Raw genomic sequence first — 18,792 nt, forward strand, 5'->3', positions numbered from 1 at the left:
CATCGAAACAGACAAAAAGGTGAGCGGCAAAGTGCGCGCAGTTTTTCACGCCACTGTGAAAACGGGAAGAACAGGGGGCTAATAAATTTGAAGCATACGCAGAGACACGCTGGACGGTCTTCAAGGATAGCTCCTCGAGAAAATAGGGTCAGACCACTGTTATAAAGGGTGGCCTGACCCGGTTTTTATGGCGTTATGCGCTGCGAGATAGGCTGCTCTCGACCCTAAGCTGCCCTTTACGGAGGGCAGCAATCGGCCAGAAGCAGACGTTCGACTCGGTCTGCTTTCGACTCGCATCAAAGAGCAAATCAAAGAGAGAGAGCGTTAAGCTCATCTTTGAATGAGAGTTTAGGAGAGTATAAGTTATGAAAAGCCCTGCCTATAGCGCCGGAGAATATTATGAGCTTTGGATTTTTACTACCTCCCATTAAAATATGACTCATCGCAATCCCTGGATAAGGATCAATGTAATAAATCTCTTTGATCCCTAATTGATAAGCTTTTTTTGAACATAGTTCACAGGGACTAGCTGTCGTGAATAATTTCCCATCTTCAACGCCTCTTCCACCATACTTTGCAATTTGCAGAAAAGCATTTTCTTCTGCGTGAAGTGACCTTGTGTGAACTTGATTGTCCTTTCCTGTAAGCTGGTTGTACTCATCCTTAAAGCAATAGGAAATGTTTCTCCCTGTACTTGCGACTTTTAAGAATTTTTCATTTCCCGCCAGAGCGGCACTTATGAATTTGACATCAAGCTTTTCATATTCTGAATAAGCATCTTGGTCATGTCCATTCGTTAAATCAAACCGATTACGTAGGCTGCACGGAACTTGTCCAAACGGTGTATCATTCCAACCAACAGACTGCACTGAAAAATTGACATCGGTTACTACAGCACCTACTTGCCTTGAGATACACCCAGAGTTTAGTTTTGCGGTATAAGCAATTTGCATGCATCGCTCTAAAGGAGTAGGCGTTACTAGTCCGGGCCTAATCATTAGCGCGACAAATGTCAACAACTGGTCAGCTAAAGAGTTAAAATGCGAGACCATATTTCCCGAGTCTGGGTTGCTCACATGTAAGTCGGCTCGCTGCAGGCAGGCTTTGATGTCTTGCTTAACATAAGCTTTTTGATTGGTCGCATCTAACTTGCCATACTCTTCTTTGTCAACAACATCTATTTCAGCGTCAGTATAGCCGAGCCCCCGCAATCGCCGCTTACGTTCGTCGTCATTGCAAGAAACAGCCATCAGATAAAATGATGAGTATCTATCTTGGAAATATATAGCCTCAAACGGGTTTCTTATTGCATCGATCACTATAAATGTTTTGTCACCATCCACTCTCGCTTTACGAATCTCCTTGATTATTATATTGATTCGCTCTGCCAACGAAAATAATTTGCCACTAACTACCTCGCCTGAAGTAACGTCGCCGGAGTTTCGCAAATTATTTCCAATAAGCTGAAATAGTTTTACATATGCTGCCCCACCCATCACAGTTTTTAGCTCGGAGTTTTTCTCCGGTAGAAATTCAGTATAAAAACTTCGCAATGAGCTGATATCAGTAAAATCAAATTTCTGGTCTCGGATAGACTTTAGGATATCAGTGGTTTTTTTGGCAGCATCAGGTTCCAAGTCACCTGAGCGACCTATAAAAACTCCCGAATCTCCGATGCTTACTTCGGAGAGCATCATTAGCAAAACGGTGCTGGCTTGGATGGTTATGAAAGGCTCCCAATTATGCTTGAAACAATTGAATACAACTTTTTGCTTTCTTTGAACATTATCTTTTGGGTTGTGACCTGAAAATAGAGAGTGTCTAATTTCGTGTTTCTTGCTTGAGAGAATATTTGCCACTGTAGAACAACCACTCCCAGTACGGCCGGTCAATCCAATAACGACAAAGTCATCATCATCGCCATAGATTTTTGAGATTGTATCTTGAAAATAATTATCCATTTTGTACTCCTCATCCATCAGCACTTTTTTATTGATACGAAGGTACACGAGGGGAAATCAAAATGCCATGGAAAAAACGGGGTCAGACCACAGTTAAAGTAATTGTGGTCTGACCCCGTTTTTCTGCCCCGTTTTTCTCCGTTTTACTTGAATGTAAGCTGCTTACGCAGCTTTTCTCAAAGAGCAAACTAACTGATATTGTTGGCAAACTTGGTCCGGACGACCAAGAGGGTTTTCACTCGAAGCTGGAACGAAAGGTCAATTGGCTATCGGACGTACCGGCTTTGAAGGGAGCTGAGGTGGCAGGGGCCTTGCTGGTCGACCAGGGAAGCTTTCTTGGCCAGAAAAAACGGGGTCAGACCACCGTTAAAGTAATTGTGGTCTGACCCCGTTTTTCTCCGTTTTACTTGAATGCAAGGTGCTCACGCAGCCTTTCTCAAAGAGCAAACTAACTGATATTGTTGGCAAACTTGGTCCGGACGACCAAGAGGGTTTTCACTCGAAGCTGGAACGAAAGGTCAATTGGCTATAGGACGTACCGGCTTTGAAGGGAGCTGCGATGGCAGGGGCCTTGCTGGTCGACCAGGGAAGCTTTCTTGGCTGGGGTGCACCGCACCCGGTAGTCGATCTTGAGCAACTCACTGATTTGCTGGAATTTCTCGATAAAAAAATCAACTCAGATATCTGCGAGTAAGAGCATGGATAGCATCTACACAACGAAACGCCCCACCATTGCGGCAGAGGTTGCCAGAGCAATTAAAGTTGAGAGTGGTCATTGCTGCGCTATTAATCAGTGTACTGAGCACACTTACCTGGAAATTCACCATATCGATCACAACCGTGAGAATAACGATCCAAGCAACCTAATCGTTCTCTGCGACAAACATCATAAAATGGCGCACGCGGACATCATTGATCGAAAAGCGTTGAGGCTTTACAAACAACTGCTCGCCGCTTCAATCTTGAACCCGGTGCCAAAGCATCTGGTGGATACTGCTCCGGGTCTCAAGATTGTTGATTTGTATGAAGTTGAAAGCTGCAGCGGCGAAAACGGCGACTACATCACCTCTTTAGAACTGAAGCTGGTCAATCGCGGTACGCAAGTCACTTTTATAAAAGAAGTCAGGGCAACCACGCTCAAGCACTGGGAAACGTTGACGGATCACCACCATAGTCTTGTACCTATCTCGGCAACGTACGACCTGAAGATATACAAAGAGGAAGGGACAGTTTCGCGCATAAAGGTCCACCACGAAGTGAAGCCTCAGGAGACGGAGCGAGTCACATTCCGCCTAGAGACTGACTATGACTCAGATCCTAATGGGCTATCTCTTTTCTTGATCAAGCTTGAGGTTCTCCACGACGAGACCAATAGCGTCGTGATCGCGCCACTCATCGTAGTCAACATCCGTCCTCGCTTTGCAAGCGCAGGGTCTTACTTCCCAGGCTACCAACTCGGAACTATCCCTCAAAACAAGGCTGTCGCTTCAGAAGTGCTGTGCCTCGCGGACAATGGCACCCTTGTCAGCCAAGACGTGATCAATGCTCTTGAATCCTGGAAAAATGCCCCTGAGGAAAGCGAGTATTTTGCTGGCGCACGTTGAGGTCTCACTGACTGGCAGAAGTCGGCCAAAACCAGCCCTTCAACGCGGCTACAAAACCAGCTACGGTTTACTCACAACGCAGGCGCGGCCAACCCCAACTTCAACAGTTCCTTGCGTAGCAGTGCGGGCTCCAGCACCGCCATTGCGGCCTGCCATTCGATCGACAGTAAATGGCTCAACTTTTGTTGGCTGACCAAGGGCTCAGCCAGAAAGTAGCTTTTGCACTCGCGGATGCTGATGACGTTCAACAGCCAGTCTTCACCCTGCGCCGCCAGCCAGTGTCCCATCGTTGCACGATGGGTTCGGATGAGCGCACTGGCATCCCATACCGCCAGCTGCGCGAAAACCTGCGGCAGGTTGCTCTCGGCTTTCAGCCGCTTCACATCAACCGCCAACGCGCCAATCAGGTCTGATTCGACAGTGGCCTGACACTCGGAGAAATACCGCTCGGGCCAATCGGCTTCCAGTTTCGCCCGCTCTGCGAGGATTTCATACGCCCGGATATCCGAGTGGGTGGTCAACTGCCCGGTGAAATTCAGGGTGTTGTCCAGAATGGCCGTGGCCAGCAACGCGGCACTTGTTTCGCTGATCAGCGGCAACAACTCTGCCGCTTCCCAGCGCTGAAAAATCAGCGTTGCCGCTGCGCCGATCGGCAGGATGTCTGCCGCGGGTCCGAGCTTCTGCGCCCAATGGTTTTCAAAGCCTGGGTGATGGTCAATGACTTCCACCACCTGTTCAAGCACCACCAGCGGGTCGAAATGGTGGTAGTCGGAGACATCCACCAACACGAACTCATCACCCGCTCTCGGCCGATAATCGTCCAGCGATGATTGCCATCCGAGCACGGTCCTGGAGATGCTGACATTGAGCGGGGCGCTACTGACGGCCCGAGCATCAATGCCCAGGTGATTCAATAGCTCGGCGTACGCAATGCAACAGGCATACGCGTCGATGTCCAGGTACGCCGAGCCTGAGGTCACCACCCTCATGACACGTGGGTCACAGCGCAAGCTGCCGGGACAGTCGAAGACAGCTTCAGCGCTTGGGCGATACCCGCCAGAATCCGCTCATACACCAATTGACACTGTGCTTCGTCGATGGAAATGCGCACCGTGGCCCCGGCGATCCGGTCGGAATACCCCAGTTGTGTAACCGTGTTGGACAGGCTCCGTTGCTTGTCCGAGCACGCCGACCCACCGGTGATGTAGATCGACTGCGTGTTCAAGGCCCACTGCAGTTTTTTTGTATTGACCCCTGGCAATGCAACAAAACTCACACAAGGCACACGCGGCGCTTGCTGACCGATCACGACCACTTCGCCCAGCATCGCTTGCAGCGTACGTTCAAACGTTTCCCGGCTCTGTTGTACCGCGACTTTGCCGGTGCCGTAGGTGTGTTGTTTCTCCTGCAACGCGGTTTCAATCGAAAGAATGCCCGGATAGTTCTGAGTACCACCGCGCAACCCACCTTCCTGGCCGCCGCCAACAATCAATGGCGACAACCCGTAGCGGCTTCTGGCGTACAGAAAACCTGCACCGGGCAACGCCCCGAACTTGTGTCCTGACGCAATGGCGAAATCAACGCCGGATGCGTGCAGGTCTACAGGGATTTTGCCGATGGCCTGGGTCATGTCCGAAAACAGCCAACCACCTCCAGCCTTCACGTGTCGGGCGATGTCTTCGATCGGTTGAATCACGCCGGTTTCGTTATGCACGGCCATAACGCAAACCAACGTCGGGCGACCGGCATGGGCGCGCAGCAACTGCTCCAATTGTTCGGTGTCGAGCAGTCCGTTCATTTGATGCCCGATTGCTATGGCCTGCAGGCCTTCCAGGCCGTAGCGGTTTATGTTCTGCAGGGTGCAGGCGTGTTCGATCGCTGAGTACAACACCAAGGGTTGCTCATGTTTGTAACGTTCGAAAAAACCATGAAACACCTGAGCACAGCCCTCACTGGAGCCGCTGTTGAAAATCAAGCAGTCGGCGTCCACGTTCAAAAGGCTGGCGATGCTGCCACGCGCCCGTTCGACGCGTTCGAGCAACTGAACGCCCAGGGCGTGATTGGCATTGGGGTTGGCGCATTGGCGGGTCGAAAACAACGCCTGAAGCATGTTGCTGACACCCATTGAAACCGGAGCCGACCCACAGACGTCGGCATAAACTGCATCCACAGCAATATCCATATCAAACACTTCCAGGTTTTCTTTTTATGTCATTCAGGATGCTGCTCGCAGATGCGAACAGAGGCTCACAGGTCAAATAAGCACGCGCAGGATGAGCTGGAGCGAGCACAGCAAAACGAAAGCATTCAGCGCCTGCTTCAGATGCCTCGAATCCAGCCGATGAGAAAGCATGGCTCCGAGCAAACCCCCCACCAATATCCCCAGTACCAACTCACCGGTGTAGCCGAGAAAATCCATGGTTGAGCCCACTCTGCCGAATAACGCCCCACTTGCTCCGATGATACCGATCAGCGCCGAGGTCGAAATGGCCTGCTTTATCTGCAGACCAAACAAGCTGATCAGTACAGGCAGATAGATGAACCCGCCGCCCTGTCCAACCAGCCCGCACAGTACGCCAAGCACCAGCCCTATCAGTGGCAACGACAGCGATTGATGGTTGCACAACACGGCCACCGGTTTACGGAACAGGTACGTGACCAACAACGACATCAACCCCAGCAGGCCGAAGACGAACAGGATGAAGTTTTCGCTGAAGGCATCGGCATGGAGCGAGGCAAAAAAGTTGGCGACAGCCATCGGTACGGCAAAGCTTCTGATCACTCGCCAATCCGGCTGAAACTTGATGCGGTGCAGCGCGAACGACACGAGGGACGAAAAGAAGCCCTGCGCGGAAGACAACCCCGTCACGACTTCAATTGGCATTTTCTGACCGGACAATATCGGGTAAACCAGCACCAACAGGGGCGTCACGATGATGCCCCCACCGATACCGAACAGGCCTGACATGAAACCCGCCATCACGCCCACACCGACCATAACCGGGTAGATTGTCATGGCTACCATCTCAGCAGACCTTGATCTTGCCGGTCCCTTGCGTCATCCGACCGATAACAATCAGATCAGGGCAAAGCGCCTGCCACGTCCGACGGTTCGTTTCAAACCCTTCGGCACTCACAGTGAACAGCAACCCGCCATTCGTTTGCGGGTCATGCAACAGAAACTTTCTAGCCAAGGGAATATCAGCCAGGTACTCCACGTGCTGCGCGTACTTTTTAATGTTAGAAAAAATACCGCTGTCAGCCGACGTCACCGCCACTGCCAATGACTCTGTACCGTCATAAAAAACCAGACCGCTTGTATCGAGGTCAACATCCAGTTGCCCCAGCCCGACCATCTCACTGATATGGCCGATCAGGCCGAACCCGGTGATATCAGTCAAACTGCTGACTTCAGGGCTTTCGCTCAGCGTGCGCCCAAACGCGTTGTCGCCGGTGATCTGGGCAAGCGTCGACGCAGCAATATCCTCGTGTTCAATCACGCCGGTCTTCAGGGCATTGGCGAGGATGCCGACACCAATCGGACGCGTCATGACCAGCCAATCACCGGCCTTGGCCGTGTTGTTTTTCTTCAAGCGGTGCTTTTCCACCTCACCAATGATCGAGAAGCCATACAAGGGCTGGCTGTTCTTGATCGTGTGGCCACCGACGATGCTGACGTTGAACTTGTTCATCACCGACTGGGCGCCCAGGATCATCTGCGTTACTTGCTCGGCCGACACCAGTTCCGGGTCGAATGCCATGATCGAGTTGGCAATCAGTGGACTTCCGCCGGAAGCAAAGATATCGCTGACAGCATTGCTGGCTGCCAGTTGGCCGAAGACATAAGGATCGTTAACTATCGGGGAGAAAAAATCGGTGGTGAATAAAAGGTATTTTTCACCTGCGTCATAGACGGCGCAATCGTCAGAAGACTCAAAGCCCAATACCACTTTGTCATCCGAGACCGTATTGGCTGCTGCAGTTTGCGACAGAATCTTCGTTAACACGCTGGATGGGATCTTGCACCCGCACCCACCACTCTCAGATTTATCCATAATCTGACAAAACATCGACATCGACTTTCCTTAAAATCCATTTTCCATAATAAAAACAGCGGTTTAGCGGGCTAAAACTGACTGTTATGTCCTATTTCCGTCGACAAAAATCGCATGGTTTCATTGCAGAAATATGACGCCATGGCGGCATTTTGAAGTCATGCGGATGTCAGCGCGCAGGGGTGTATGAACCATTGCCTCACGGCTGCGCAGCGCTGTGCGGCCATTTTGCTGGCCGGGGATTTTTATCAGTGAGGCGAGCGCAACCCGACGTTCACCCTTGCTATTGCCCAGCACAGCCCCATAACTATCCCAGTACTCATTCAGCACAAGGGCAGACCATGACCAACCAAACCGAAACCGCGATCCTCGCCGGCGGCTGCTTCTGGGGCATGCAGGACCTGTTGCGGCGCTACCCCGGCGTCCTCAGCACGCGAGTCGGCTACACCGGCGGCGATGTGCCGAACGCCACCTATCGCAACCACGGCAATCATGCTGAAGCGATTGAGATCGTGTTTGATCCTGCTGTGATCACGTACCGGCAGATTCTCGAGTTCTTTTTCCAGATCCACGACCCCAGCACGCCTAACCGCCAGGGCAATGACCTTGGGCCCAGCTATCGTTCAGCGATTTACTTCCTGAGCGAACAGCAACGCGACATCGCCGAAGACACTGCTGCCGACGTGGATGCCTCCACGTTGTGGCCAGGCCGTGTGGTGACTGAAATAGAACCCGCAGGGCCGTTTTGGGAAGCGGAGCCGGAGCATCAGGATTATCTGGAGCGCATACCCAATGGCTACACCTGCCACTTCATCCGGCCGAACTGGAAGTTGCCCAAGCGCGCCTGAGCCTGAGCTGCGCTCGAAAAACAAGGTAGACCACGCTTCGGGAAACCTATGAACGTGGTCTTACTCCTGCGCCTAAGTAGAGTGCAACGTCATGCCCATCAAACGCGATCAAACCACCCCAGTGAAGTTAGTCCTCGCTCAACCCGGCGACGTGGACGATTTGGTTGCCATTCGAATCGAGGCGATGCGCGACAGTCTGGAGCGTGTCGGGCGATTTGATCCGGTGCGGGCGCGTGAGCGGTTCGTCAGCGGCTTCGAAGCCCACAGCACCCGTTACATTGAGGTCGCTGGAGACCGGGTCGGCTTTGTCGTGGTCAAGCACGAGCCCGATCAACTCGTGCTCGACCACCTGTACGTGAGGCCGAGTGCGCAAGGGGCAGGGGTAGGTGCTGCGGTGCTTGCTCAGATTTTCAAAGAAGCAGATGCCGCTGCACTGCCGATCAAAGTAGGTGCTCTCAAAGAAAGCGCCTCGAACCGGTTTTATACCCGCCATGGTTTCCAATTCGTCGAAAGCAGTGAGTTCGACAATTATTATGTCCGTCAGCACCTTACGGCGCGCGGCGTGCCTAGCCCGTCGGGTGAAATGATGTGAGCCCTATGCATTGCTTCTCGCGAATCGCCGTCTTTACACCTTCTTCCGTTTGCGCAGACAGTCATAAACCAGACTGATCGCGGTGATTTGTGCGGCACTCATGCTGAATCAACCGATCGCCCTGGGCGGATCTCCATGTTCAAGTGCTGAGTGGCCACCAGAGTCAGACCGCTTTAAATAGAAAAGCGCGCCACACGACTACTCCTTCATCAGCCATTCGGCCTTGTTCAGGGTTGCTTCATAGGCCTGCTTCTCGAAGGTATAGGGGCCAACGCCATCGATGATGACTGGCTCTTCATACCCGTTCTCGTAAGCAAAGGCGTGCCACGTAAAGCGGTTATCGGTTTGACTGACATGCACTGAATAGCCGCCACAACTGATGTCGCCGCACTCGGGGCACGCGTACAGGAGGACACGTCCACTTTCCGTTCCGGCGGGTTCGCGCAACAGCAGGCGAGCGCAGGACCGGCTGTTTGCCACGCAGAAGCCTTTGACGAAACAGCTCATATAGTCTGCGTGGTCACCGCCCGCGGTGACGAGCGTATCGAGCAACGAACGCTGATTAATCAGAAAATCAATTGAACAACGCTCGGCCACCGTGCAACCTTTTAAGTCGCTTCCAGGGCGAAGCATTTGTTGGAACGTGAGGCAGCTGATGTCCATGTTCGCGACCCCGTATGCCGTGCAAATACGTGAGGTTACCTAAATAGTCCGGGGATGGAAGACATCAGTGAATAGCCATTCACTTGCGGTCCAACCTCAGTGTCGGCCCGAATGGCTGAATCGCTACGCCAGTAACCGTCGAGGATGCAGGCGATGACGTCCTTCCTTTATATCCCCGCACTCATAAGGTGCCTGGCACCTCAGAACATGGAAAATTCAACAACATCGCAAAATCGTAATTGAGGCCGGCTTACCCTGACCACTTGATATCCGAACAAGGAACGCTTCGATGATTCGTCACGCCTCACCCGCAGACGCCAGGGCGATTGCCCAGGTGCACATCAGCAGTTGGCAGGACGCCTATCGCGAGCTGATGCCCGCCGACTACTTGGGTGCGTTGAGCTCGACCTTGGCCAGGCGCGAGTCATTTTGGATGGCCTCGATTGAATCGGGCGAATCAAAAGTCTGGGTGGCGCAGGTGAGCAAGCAGGTAGTCGGCTGGGTGTCCGTCGGCGCCAGCCGTGATGAGGATGCTGCTGCGCAGAACGTAGGTGAAGTGATGGCCATCTACGTTGTCGCCGAGCACTGGCACACGGGTGTCGGGCTGGCGTTGTGGAACGCGGGCTTACAGTATTTGGCTGAACAGGGGTTTGAACAGTTAACGCTGTGGGTGTTGGCCCGTAATGAACGAGCTATCCGCTTTTATCGCCGGGCAGGCTGTGTTGAGGAGGCGGGCAGTGAGCGCACGCTTGAGAGGGGCGGTGTGCAGCTGGTCGAGGTGAGGTATCGGTTGCCGTGTATTCGGTTGAGTTAGACAGAGCAGGCGGCAGGCCACGCCTTTAAAGGTGGCCTGTTCCCCACTACCAATCAGTGAAGCGCCGAGCCCCCTGTGGGAGCGGGCTTGCCCGCGAAAGCGGTGGGTCAGTCGATCTCATAATTGCCGGCCCGACGTCTTCGCGAGTAAACCCGGTTGTTTATTCGGCTCATGCAGTTGAAAACTCAGCGACCCGCTACAGCAGCCTCCCGCTCCATCAGCCTGTCCATCAACAAAACCCCCAGCTCACTCAACTGGTGAATCGCCAGCGCCACGTCGCGCTGTTTCCCGGTCAGGTCCTCCGACAGGTCAAGCAGCAAGGCGGTTACCGAGGAAAAAGTTTCATAGCTGTTGGTGATCAGGGCTTCGTTGCTGGCGTCGGCGGCAACGCTGAACAGGCCCGGCGGCGATGGTGAGTCAGTTTCCGGGTTGAGATAGCGATCAATCGCGCGATGCGCCGTCTGATTCAGCTTCAGGTCCGGCTCGTTCGGAGGGTTGGGTGTGACTTTGAACATATCTTGGAATTTCCCACTTTAGGGCCTTCACCTCTGAGCTACTAAACAAAGGGGTGGCAGCTGTGCGCAGGTTAGTAGACCGGGGAATTCCAAGAAAGCCGGCGCGCCCGAGGACGCCCTGCACACAGCCACCATCGAGCACGGACTAGACCGTCCGACAGATGAAGCTTGTGCGCTGACTGGAATAACCCCGAGCTACTAAACCCGATCACTGAGTATTCAGCGACCGAGCAACCTTAGAGACGCCCACCCAAGCACACAAGCCGGCGGATTCTGACGCAAGCGTAGGCAACGGAGCAAGGCGCCGTCGCCTCGGACTGTGCTGTTTCAGGGCTTGGTGTAGGACATGTACTTATTCTGCAAAACAATATGGTCGGCCACGTACTTCGCGTCGTGCCAAACCCCGTAGATAAACGACGACGCGCGGTTCACCAGATTCGGCAGGCCCAGGAAGTAAATCCCGCTCTGCGCCGAGATGCCGCGCTTGTGGAATGGCTCGCCTTTTTCGTCAAACGCATCGACTTTCAACCAGCTGAAATCGAATTTAAAACCAGTCGCCCAAAGGACAGTGGTTACGCCGGCCTCGGCCAGGTCCAGGCTGAGGGTCGGGTTAACCAGGCATTCCGGGTCGGGCAGCAATTTCCAGGCGTCGGGCTCCAATGGGAACGGCAAGCCGTTGGCTTCGATGTAGGCGTCGGCGTCGCGCAGTACATCAAAGTAGGCGCGGTCACCTTCGGCCACGTTGTCGGCCAGGCCCGGTTCGAAAGTCATGACCCCCTCGTTCCACTCGCGGGTGACGCCGACCAGGTGGATGCCCTGGTGCGCCAGGCGGCGGAAGTCCACGGTCTTACCGCCTTCATAGCCGCTGACGGCAAAGGCCACGTGCTTTTTCTTCGGCTGAATTTTGACTTCGTCCCACAGGCCCAGCGCGCCGAGCCACCAGCAGTAGTCGCGGCCGCGGTAGGCGCGGGGCGGGCGGTAGTGTTCGCCCACCGAGAGGTACACGGTTTTGCCGGCCTTTTGCAGTTCTTCGGCAATTTGCGAGCCGGACGCGCCGGCGCCTACCACCAGCACGGCGCCTTCGGGCAATTGCGCGGGATTTTTGTAGGTGGAGGAGTGCAGTTGGTGCACGGGCGCGGTGGCCGGGACGATGGTGGGGATCGATGGGCGCTGGAACGGGCCGGTGGCCGCCACCACATTCGCGGCTTCGATGATGCCCGCGGAGGTGGTGACTTTGAAGCCGGGGCGGCCCACGTGGCGTTCCACGCGTTGGACTTCCACGCCGGTGCGCACGGGGGCCTGTAACTTCTCGACGTAGGCTTCGAAGTAGTCGGCCATGCGCTCTTTCGGCGGGAAGGCTTCGGGGGAAATGCCCTCGAATTTCAGCCCGGGAAAGCGGTCATGCCAGGCCGGGCCGTTGGCGACCAGCGAGTCCCAGCGCTCCGAGCGCCAGCGTTCGGCGATGCGGCTGCGCTCCAGCACCAAGTGCGGCACACCCATCAGGGAAAGGTGCTCGCTCATGGCGACGCCGGCCTGGCCTGCGCCCACTACCAGGGTGTTGATTGTTTCCACTGACATGTGCGTTTCCTAAAAGTGAACGACCTCGGTCGGTTTGGGCGACGCGCAAGCATCGACAGCCTCAGTGTGATCACGCAGTGGAAGGAGCGAAATTATGCTTTTTGAAGGCAGAGGTTAGGAAAATCCAAACCCCATGGGGCAGTCGCCAGCCGCGTCATTATCGATGCATCACTGATGCACTCTAGATAAGCAAGTGTATGAGCTGACCCTGGATGACTTTCGTCATTTTGGTGCGTGGTTCTTTCCCATGGACGAGTCTGTAGAGGACGAGCTGACGGTGCGTCCACTGGTAGATAAAGAAGTGTGTTCGGACTACCCGATCATCGTAAGCACTATTTTTTTTAATGATCTTTTCGAGAAATACGCCGCCCGCGCTGGTTCATCAGGTTGAACAGTATCCCTTCGCAGCCTCGCTAAAGCTCGACAGCTCCCACCGTTGATCTGCGGTGAGGCGGTTCATTGGGTTTTCAACAACGTGGCCACCGCCGTAAGCGCCAGCTCGTAACCCAGCGCCCCAAGCCCTGCGATGACGCCGGTAGCCGCCTTGGACACGTAGGAGTGATGCCGAAAGCTCTCACGCTTCCAGATGTTGCTCATGTGCGCTTCGATGATCGGGCCGTCGAAGGCCAGCAGCGCGTCGAGGATCGGTACCGAGCTGTAGGTGAGCCCGGCGGCATTGATCACTATGGCGTCGGCGTTCAGTCGCGCTTCCTGTATCCAGTCCACCAGCACGCCTTCGTGGTTGCTCTGGCGAAAGTCCAGGCTCAGGCCCAGCTCAGCGGCGTGGCGTTGGCAGCGTGCTTCGATGCTGGCGAAGCTTTCGCTGCCATAGGTGCCGTCTTTGTCGAGGCCGTAAAGGTTGGCGTTAGGGCCATTGAGGAAAAACACGCGGTGGGACATGGCTTGCGCTCCAGTTATTGCGCGACGGTCAGCACGACTTTGCCGACGTTGGCGTTGGCCTCCAGCAGCCGATGGGCCTCGGCGGCTTGAAGCAGGGGCAACTGCGTGTGGATTTGCGGACGCACCAGGCCGGAGGCGAGCCAGGGTAAAAAACGCGAGCGAATACACACCGCCAAACGGGCTTTTTCGGCGTGGCTTTTGGGGCGCAAGGTAGAAGAGGTAAGGCTAAGGTTTTTGCGCATCAAGACCTGTAAATCCAACTCGATTTTTGCGCCTTGCAGGAAGGACAAACTCACATGCCGCCCGCCCATTGCCATGGCTGCGAGGTTGCATGCGACATAAGGGCCGCCGACGTTATCCAGTACCACGTCCACGCCGCGCCCTTCGGTGCAGTCGTTCACCACCTCGACAAAATCTTCAGTGTGTCTATCCATCGCGCGCCACACGCCGAGCGCTTGCAGCATCGCGACTTTCTGCGCGCCGCCGGCGGTGGCGATTACCCGCGCCCCGGCGGCGTGCGCGCACTGCACGGCGAAGCTGCCGACGCCACTGGCGGCGCCGTGGATCAGCACGCTGTCGCCGCTGCGCAGGCGGCCCAGTTCAAACAGGTTGTGCCACACGGTAAACGCCGCTTCCGGCACGCCTGCGGCCTCCTGAAGTGATAACCCCGCCGGCACCGGCAGGCAGTGCGCGGCCTGGGCCACGCAGTACTCGGCGTAGCCGCCGCCGTTGAGCAGCGCCATCACGCGGTCGCCAGGGGCAAACTCGTCTACGCCAGGGCCTGTGGCGACCACAATGCCCGCCGCTTCCAGGCCGAGCACGTCGGTGACGCCAGGCGCAATCGGTGCGCCGCTGCGTTGCATCAAATCCGGGCGATTGACGCCTGCGGCCGCCACGCGAATCAACACCTCGCCCGGCTCGGGTGTCGGCACCGGGCGCTCCACGCCGTGCAGCACCTCAGGCCCGCCCGGCTCACGGGCAATCACCGCCTTCATACGGTCCAGTCATCCGGCACAACGGCGATTACGTCGATTTCCATCAGCCATTCCGGCTGGCCCAGGCCGGAAATCACCAGCCCGGTGGAGATCGGGAACACGCCTTTGAGCCACTTGCCCACCTCCTGATACACCGGCTCGCGGTAACGCGGGTCGATCAGGTAAGTGGTGGTTTTCACAATGTGCGACAGGTCGGAGCCGGCCTCTTCAAGCAGTTGTTTGACGTTTTTCATCGCCTGCTCGGCTTGCGCACGCGGGTCGCCGAGGCCGACCAGGTTGCCGTCGAAATCGGTGCCGACCTGGCCGCGCACATAGAGGGTGTTGCCGGCGCGCACGGCCTGGCACAGGTCGTTGTCCAGCGCCTGGTTGGGGTAGGTCTGTTTGGTGTTGAACATGCGGATGCGGGTGTGGGTGGGCATGGCGGGCAACTCATCGGAAGCGGGATGGGTTGAGCTTCACATTGCCCAGACGCCTGCGAAACCAGCATTTGCGCGCGGTAGTGCTTAGGAAAAACCGAAGCCCTTGCAGGTCATCGGCTCGCGCCTGACCCGGCACGAACCCTGCAACACCTCGCGTACAGTCATTGTTGAGGGGCAGGCGTAATGCTCAGTCGTATTACTCAGCGTCAACTGGAGTATTTCGTGGCGTCGGGAGAGGCGGGCAGCATCAGTGCTGCGGCTGAACGCATTCATGTGTCATCGCCGTCGATCTCGGCCGCCATCACCCATATGGAAGCCGAGCTGGGCATCCAGCTGTTTATCCGCCATCACGCCCAGGGCATTTCGCTCACGGCAGTGGGGCGCCAGGTGATGCAGGAAGCCAAGCTGATTCTGGAACAGATGACCAACCTCTACACCATCGCCTCGGAGTCGTTGAACTCTGTGCGCGGGCCGTTGCAAGTGGGTTGCCTGGAGTCGCTGGCGCCGATGATCACGCCCGAACTGGTGTTTGGTTTTGGCCGCGCATTCCCCGGCGTGCGGCTGACCCAGGCCGAAGGCAACCACGAGGAATTGCTGGAAAAACTGCGCAGCGGCGAGCTGGATATCGCCCTGACCTACGACCTGGTGACCAGCCCCGATATCGATTTCCAAGCCCTGGCGCACCTGCCGCCGTATGTGATGGTCGGTGAGTATCACCCGCTGGCGAGCTCGCCTGCGGTGAGCATGCAAGACCTTGAAGCTTATCCGGTGGTGCTGCTCGACACGCCCTGGAGCCGCGACTATTTCCTCAGCCTGTTCATGCAGGCGGGCACCACGCCCAACATCATCATGCGCTCCACCAACCTTGAAACGGTGCGCGCGATGGTCGGCAATGGCATTGGCTATTCCTTCGCGAATGCGCGGCCCAAATCCAATGTGTCCCAGGATGGCAAACGCGTGATTCGCCTGCGCCTGGCCGGCTCGCACCGACCGATGCGGCTGGGCTACGCCACGGCGAGCAACACCCAGCTGTCGCGAGTGGTGTCGGCGTTCGCCGAGCGCTGCCGCATGTTTGTGTCCGACCAGTACATCCCCGGCATGGCCCCGCCGAGCTTTTTTGACCCGCATGCGGTGCGGGTCTTGAGTGGTGTGAGCTGAGATTGCACCAAAAGGTGGCGCGGGCTGCGCCACTTGCTCGGCGGTGCACCCTTTTGGCCGGAGCCAACAATCCCGGAAACACTAAAGGCCCCACATTTGATCTTCATGGTTTCCCCTGGCCGGTTATCACTGCATAGGTTCTGCCTACCCAGTGGGCCGGGTTTTACGAATTGACCCTGAACCCCCGTCCCCACGACTCTCATCCCATCGATGCAGATCAATTTCTTTTCAGCAAGGCACCGCGACGATGACATTCGACTGGCACTACATGTTTGGTTTGCTCGCCGATCCCGAGTTCTGGCGGGCGACGTGGACGGTAATCAAGCTCAGCACCCTGACCTGGGTCCTGAGCATCGCCCTGGGCTTTCTGCTGGCGCTGGCCAAACAATCCAAACATGGGCTGCTCAGCGTTCCGGCCCGTGGCTATATCTGGTTGTTCCGCAGCCTGCCGCTGCTGGTGCTGCTGATCTTTATCTACAACCTGCCCCAGGCGCTGCCCGGCACCTCGGCCGTGCTGGCCGACCCGTTCTGGTCCGGCCTGCTGGCGTTGGTGATCTGCGAGACGGCGTACGTGGCCGAAATCCACCGTGGTGGTTTGCTCTCGATTCCCAAAGGCCAGGGGGAAGCGGCGCGGGCGTTGGGCTTGAGGTTCTTTGGCACCCAGTGGCGCGTGGTGATTCCCCAGGCGTTGCGTGTGGCCCTGCCGTCGCTGGCCAACGAGTACATCTCCATCGTCAAGCTCACCTCGCTGGTGTCGGTGATCTCGCTGACCGAGATTTTGATGGTCGGCCAACGCCTGTATTCGCAGAACTTCCTGGTGATCGAAACCATGGCGGCGGTGGCGTTTTTCTACGTGTTTATCGTCACCGTGTTCGACTTTCTGCTCAAACGCCTGGAGCGCTTTCTCGACGTCAACCAACGCAATGTGTCCCGCGTACCGGATGCCGCAGTGCTGGCCCTGGCCACCCAACAACGCACGGCGCCGGCGCGCCCGGCCAACACCGGCGTCGCCGCGCTGCAAGCTGCCCGGTTGCATAAGGCTTACAACGACATTGAAGTGCTGGGCTCGGTCAACCTGCAGGTGCAGCCGGGTGAAGTGGTGTCGGTGATCGGGCCGTCCGGGTCGGGTAAAACCACGTTGATCCGCCTGCTCAACGGCCTGGAGCAACTGGACAACGGCGAGATTCATATCAACGGTCTGCCGTTCATTCATTTGCATAAGGTCGGCGCGCAGAAACCTCAATTTATTGAGCACGCCGAGCACCGCCTGAACATCGGCATGGTGTTCCAGAGCTTCAACCTGTTCCCGCACTTGAGCGTGCTCGACAACCTGCTGATGGCGCCGAAATACCATCGCCTGGGGCGCACCGATGAGCTCAAGCAACAGGCTTACGCGCTGCTGCACAAGGTTGGGATGCTCGACCACGCCTGGAAGTACCCGCACCAGCTGTCCGGCGGCCAGCAGCAACGTGTGGCCATCGCCCGCGCCTTGATGATGCGCCCGCAGATCATGCTGTTCGACGAGCCCACCTCGGCGCTCGACCCCGAGAAAGTCAACGAAGTGCTGCAGGTCATCGAAGCCCTGGCCGGGGAGGGCATCACCATGGTGATTGTTACCCACGAGATGAACTTCGCCTTCAAGGTCTCCGACCGCATCGTGTTCATGGAAAAGGGCCGCGTGGTTTGCGACGACACGCCCCAGGCCCTGCGCAGCGGCCACAACCCACGCGTGGAGGCGTTCCTCAAGGACGTCTCGCTGGCGTGATCTCTTCAATGTTCAGGACTCACTAAAAATGATCGAGCAAGCTCAAATCGAACAATTCCAGCGCGACGGCTTCCTGGTGGTGGAGGGCGTGTTGTCGCTGGACGAAGTGGCCGCGTTGCAACATGACTTCGACCAGTGGGTGGAGGAGAGCCGCAGCCACGACCAGGGCTGGGGTGCCACCGTGGATGGCCGCGCGCGTTTCGACCTGGAAGGCGACCACCGCGCCGATCACCCGTCGTTGCGGCGGGTGAGTTCGCCCACCGAGATTTCCCCGGCGTATGAGCGCGTGGCACTGCACTCGCGGATGGCGGCGATTTCCGCGCAGTTGGTGGGCGCTGGCGGCGCGCGTTTTCATCACAGCAAGATCAACTCGAAACTGCCGCACACCGCGACGCAGGTGAAGTGGCACCAGGACTTTCTGTTCACGCCGCACAGCAACGACGACATCGTCACTGCCTTGCTGATGGTCAGCGAAGTGACCCCGCAAAACGGCCCACTGAATGTGATCCCCGGCAGCCACAAAGGCCCGTTGTGGTCGCACTGGCAGGACCAGCGTTTTACCGGTTCGGTGGACGATGCCGTGGTTCAAGAACATTGCCGGCAACCGGTCGCCTGCTACGGCCCGGCCGGCTCCGTGTGCTTTATGCACACGCGCCTTTTACATGCTTCCAGCCCTAACGAGACCGAACTGCCGCGCACCCTGTTCATCAGCGTCTACGCCGCTGAAGACGCGCTGCCATTCGGCGAAAACCCGCTGCCCAGTGCACACGCCGGCCTGCTGGTAGCCGGTGAAGAAAGTGGCTTGGTGCGTTCCACCGACAACCACCTGCGCTTGCCGCAGAAACCCCGTGGCGCCTCGTTCTTTGTGCAACAGGCCGGCCAAGACTCCGCGACTGCCTAACCCCCCTAAAACCCTTGCAGGTAA

The 18,792-nt window shown here is 56.5% G+C and carries 20 protein-coding genes; 9 read left to right on the forward strand and 11 right to left on the reverse strand.

Annotated elements, in window-relative coordinates; all coding sequences use genetic code 11:
• Positions 1–308: 308 nt before the first annotated feature.
• Positions 309–2,009: a hypothetical protein gene (locus AACU78_RS15080; protein ID WP_339382652.1), complete on the reverse strand. Its 1,701-nt coding sequence runs from the start codon at positions 2,007–2,009 to the stop codon at positions 309–311.
• A gap of 511 nt (positions 2,010–2,520) precedes the next feature.
• Between AACU78_RS15080 and AACU78_RS15085 the strand changes: the two genes are divergently transcribed.
• The gene (locus tag AACU78_RS15085) at positions 2,521–2,655 is read left to right on the forward strand and encodes a hypothetical protein (protein WP_256586918.1); all 135 of its coding nucleotides are present in this window, start codon (positions 2,521–2,523) and stop codon (positions 2,653–2,655) included.
• Positions 2,656–2,659: 4 nt separating this feature from the next.
• Positions 2,660–3,565 (forward strand): HNH endonuclease signature motif containing protein, encoded by a 906-nt coding sequence (locus tag AACU78_RS15090; protein ID WP_106576600.1) that lies wholly within the window; start codon positions 2,660–2,662, stop codon positions 3,563–3,565.
• Positions 3,566–3,636: 71 nt separating this feature from the next.
• Here AACU78_RS15090 and AACU78_RS15095 read toward each other — a convergent pair whose 3' ends face one another.
• The 4 genes from AACU78_RS15095 to selD all read right to left on the reverse strand — a co-directional run bounded on the left by AACU78_RS15095 (position 3,637) and on the right by selD (position 7,641).
• Positions 3,637–4,554: a DHH family phosphoesterase gene (locus AACU78_RS15095; RefSeq protein WP_106576601.1), complete on the reverse strand. Its 918-nt coding sequence runs from the start codon at positions 4,552–4,554 to the stop codon at positions 3,637–3,639.
• On the reverse strand, positions 4,551–5,747 hold the full coding sequence (locus AACU78_RS15100) for a cysteine desulfurase family protein (protein WP_106576602.1): 1,197 nt from the start codon (positions 5,745–5,747) through the stop codon (positions 4,551–4,553). The genes AACU78_RS15095 and AACU78_RS15100 overlap by 4 nt, the downstream gene beginning before the upstream one ends.
• Positions 5,748–5,819: 72 nt before the next feature.
• Positions 5,820–6,581 carry a sulfite exporter TauE/SafE family protein gene (locus AACU78_RS15105; RefSeq protein WP_256586919.1) on the reverse strand — a complete coding sequence of 254 codons (762 nt, stop codon included), beginning with the start codon at positions 6,579–6,581 and terminating at the stop codon, positions 5,820–5,822.
• Positions 6,582–6,591: 10 nt separating this feature from the next.
• Entirely contained in the window at positions 6,592–7,641 is a 1,050-nt protein-coding gene (gene selD, locus AACU78_RS15110) for a selenide, water dikinase SelD (protein ID WP_106576604.1), read from the reverse strand.
• 320 nt (positions 7,642–7,961) lie between these two features.
• Here selD and msrA point away from each other — a divergent pair, with 320 nt between their 5' ends.
• Both msrA and AACU78_RS15120 read left to right on the forward strand, forming a co-directional pair.
• Positions 7,962–8,468 (forward strand): peptide-methionine (S)-S-oxide reductase MsrA, encoded by a 507-nt coding sequence (gene msrA / locus AACU78_RS15115; protein WP_106576605.1) that lies wholly within the window; start codon positions 7,962–7,964, stop codon positions 8,466–8,468.
• Between the two features lie 91 nt (positions 8,469–8,559).
• Entirely contained in the window at positions 8,560–9,060 is a 501-nt protein-coding gene (locus tag AACU78_RS15120) for a GNAT family N-acetyltransferase (protein WP_106576606.1), read from the forward strand.
• A gap of 198 nt (positions 9,061–9,258) precedes the next feature.
• On the opposite strand, the gene AACU78_RS15125 is transcribed toward AACU78_RS15120, so the two are convergent.
• Complete coding sequence (locus AACU78_RS15125) at positions 9,259–9,723, reverse strand: hypothetical protein (RefSeq protein ID WP_106576607.1); 465 nt, start codon at positions 9,721–9,723, stop codon at positions 9,259–9,261.
• Between the two features lie 289 nt (positions 9,724–10,012).
• Between AACU78_RS15125 and AACU78_RS15130 the strand changes: the two genes are divergently transcribed.
• Entirely contained in the window at positions 10,013–10,537 is a 525-nt protein-coding gene (locus tag AACU78_RS15130) for a GNAT family N-acetyltransferase (RefSeq protein WP_106576608.1), read from the forward strand.
• 185 nt (positions 10,538–10,722) lie between these two features.
• Here AACU78_RS15130 and AACU78_RS15135 read toward each other — a convergent pair whose 3' ends face one another.
• Positions 10,723–11,052 carry a DUF6124 family protein gene (locus AACU78_RS15135; RefSeq protein ID WP_106576609.1) on the reverse strand — a complete coding sequence of 110 codons (330 nt, stop codon included), beginning with the start codon at positions 11,050–11,052 and terminating at the stop codon, positions 10,723–10,725.
• A gap of 327 nt (positions 11,053–11,379) precedes the next feature.
• Positions 11,380–12,630, reverse strand: coding sequence for a flavin-containing monooxygenase (locus AACU78_RS15140; RefSeq protein WP_106576610.1), 1,251 nt, complete (start codon positions 12,628–12,630; stop codon positions 11,380–11,382).
• 193 nt (positions 12,631–12,823) lie between these two features.
• Between AACU78_RS15140 and AACU78_RS15145 the strand changes: the two genes are divergently transcribed.
• Positions 12,824–13,021, forward strand: coding sequence for a hypothetical protein (locus AACU78_RS15145; protein ID WP_106576611.1), 198 nt, complete (start codon positions 12,824–12,826; stop codon positions 13,019–13,021).
• A 65-nt stretch (positions 13,022–13,086) separates the two neighbouring features.
• Here AACU78_RS15145 and AACU78_RS15150 read toward each other — a convergent pair whose 3' ends face one another.
• The 3 genes from AACU78_RS15150 to AACU78_RS15160 are packed head-to-tail and all read right to left on the reverse strand — an operon-like array spanning position 13,087 to position 14,944.
• Positions 13,087–13,530, reverse strand: a complete 444-nt coding sequence (locus tag AACU78_RS15150) for a type II 3-dehydroquinate dehydratase (protein ID WP_106576612.1) — start codon at positions 13,528–13,530, stop codon at positions 13,087–13,089.
• A 14-nt stretch (positions 13,531–13,544) separates the two neighbouring features.
• Complete coding sequence (locus tag AACU78_RS15155; RefSeq protein WP_106576613.1) at positions 13,545–14,525, reverse strand: NAD(P)H-quinone oxidoreductase; 981 nt, start codon at positions 14,523–14,525, stop codon at positions 13,545–13,547.
• A complete protein-coding gene (locus AACU78_RS15160; protein WP_106576614.1) occupies positions 14,522–14,944 on the reverse strand; it encodes a RidA family protein in 423 nt (140 codons plus the stop codon). The genes AACU78_RS15155 and AACU78_RS15160 overlap by 4 nt, the downstream gene beginning before the upstream one ends.
• 183 nt (positions 14,945–15,127) lie before the next feature.
• Here AACU78_RS15160 and AACU78_RS15165 point away from each other — a divergent pair, with 183 nt between their 5' ends.
• From AACU78_RS15165 to AACU78_RS15175, 3 genes are all read left to right on the forward strand, one after another.
• On the forward strand, positions 15,128–16,102 hold the full coding sequence (locus AACU78_RS15165) for a LysR family transcriptional regulator (RefSeq protein WP_106576615.1): 975 nt from the start codon (positions 15,128–15,130) through the stop codon (positions 16,100–16,102).
• A 247-nt stretch (positions 16,103–16,349) separates the two neighbouring features.
• A complete protein-coding gene (locus tag AACU78_RS15170) occupies positions 16,350–17,867 on the forward strand; it encodes an amino acid ABC transporter permease/ATP-binding protein (protein WP_106576616.1) in 1,518 nt (505 codons plus the stop codon).
• Positions 17,868–17,895: 28 nt separating this feature from the next.
• The gene (locus AACU78_RS15175) at positions 17,896–18,768 is read left to right on the forward strand and encodes a phytanoyl-CoA dioxygenase family protein (protein ID WP_106576617.1); all 873 of its coding nucleotides are present in this window, start codon (positions 17,896–17,898) and stop codon (positions 18,766–18,768) included.
• Positions 18,769–18,792: the final 24 nt, after the last annotated feature.

Origin of the sequence: Pseudomonas sp. R9.37 (assembly GCF_963878885.1) — a bacterium.
In the GTDB taxonomy this organism is placed as follows: Bacteria; Pseudomonadota; Gammaproteobacteria; order Pseudomonadales; family Pseudomonadaceae; genus Aquipseudomonas.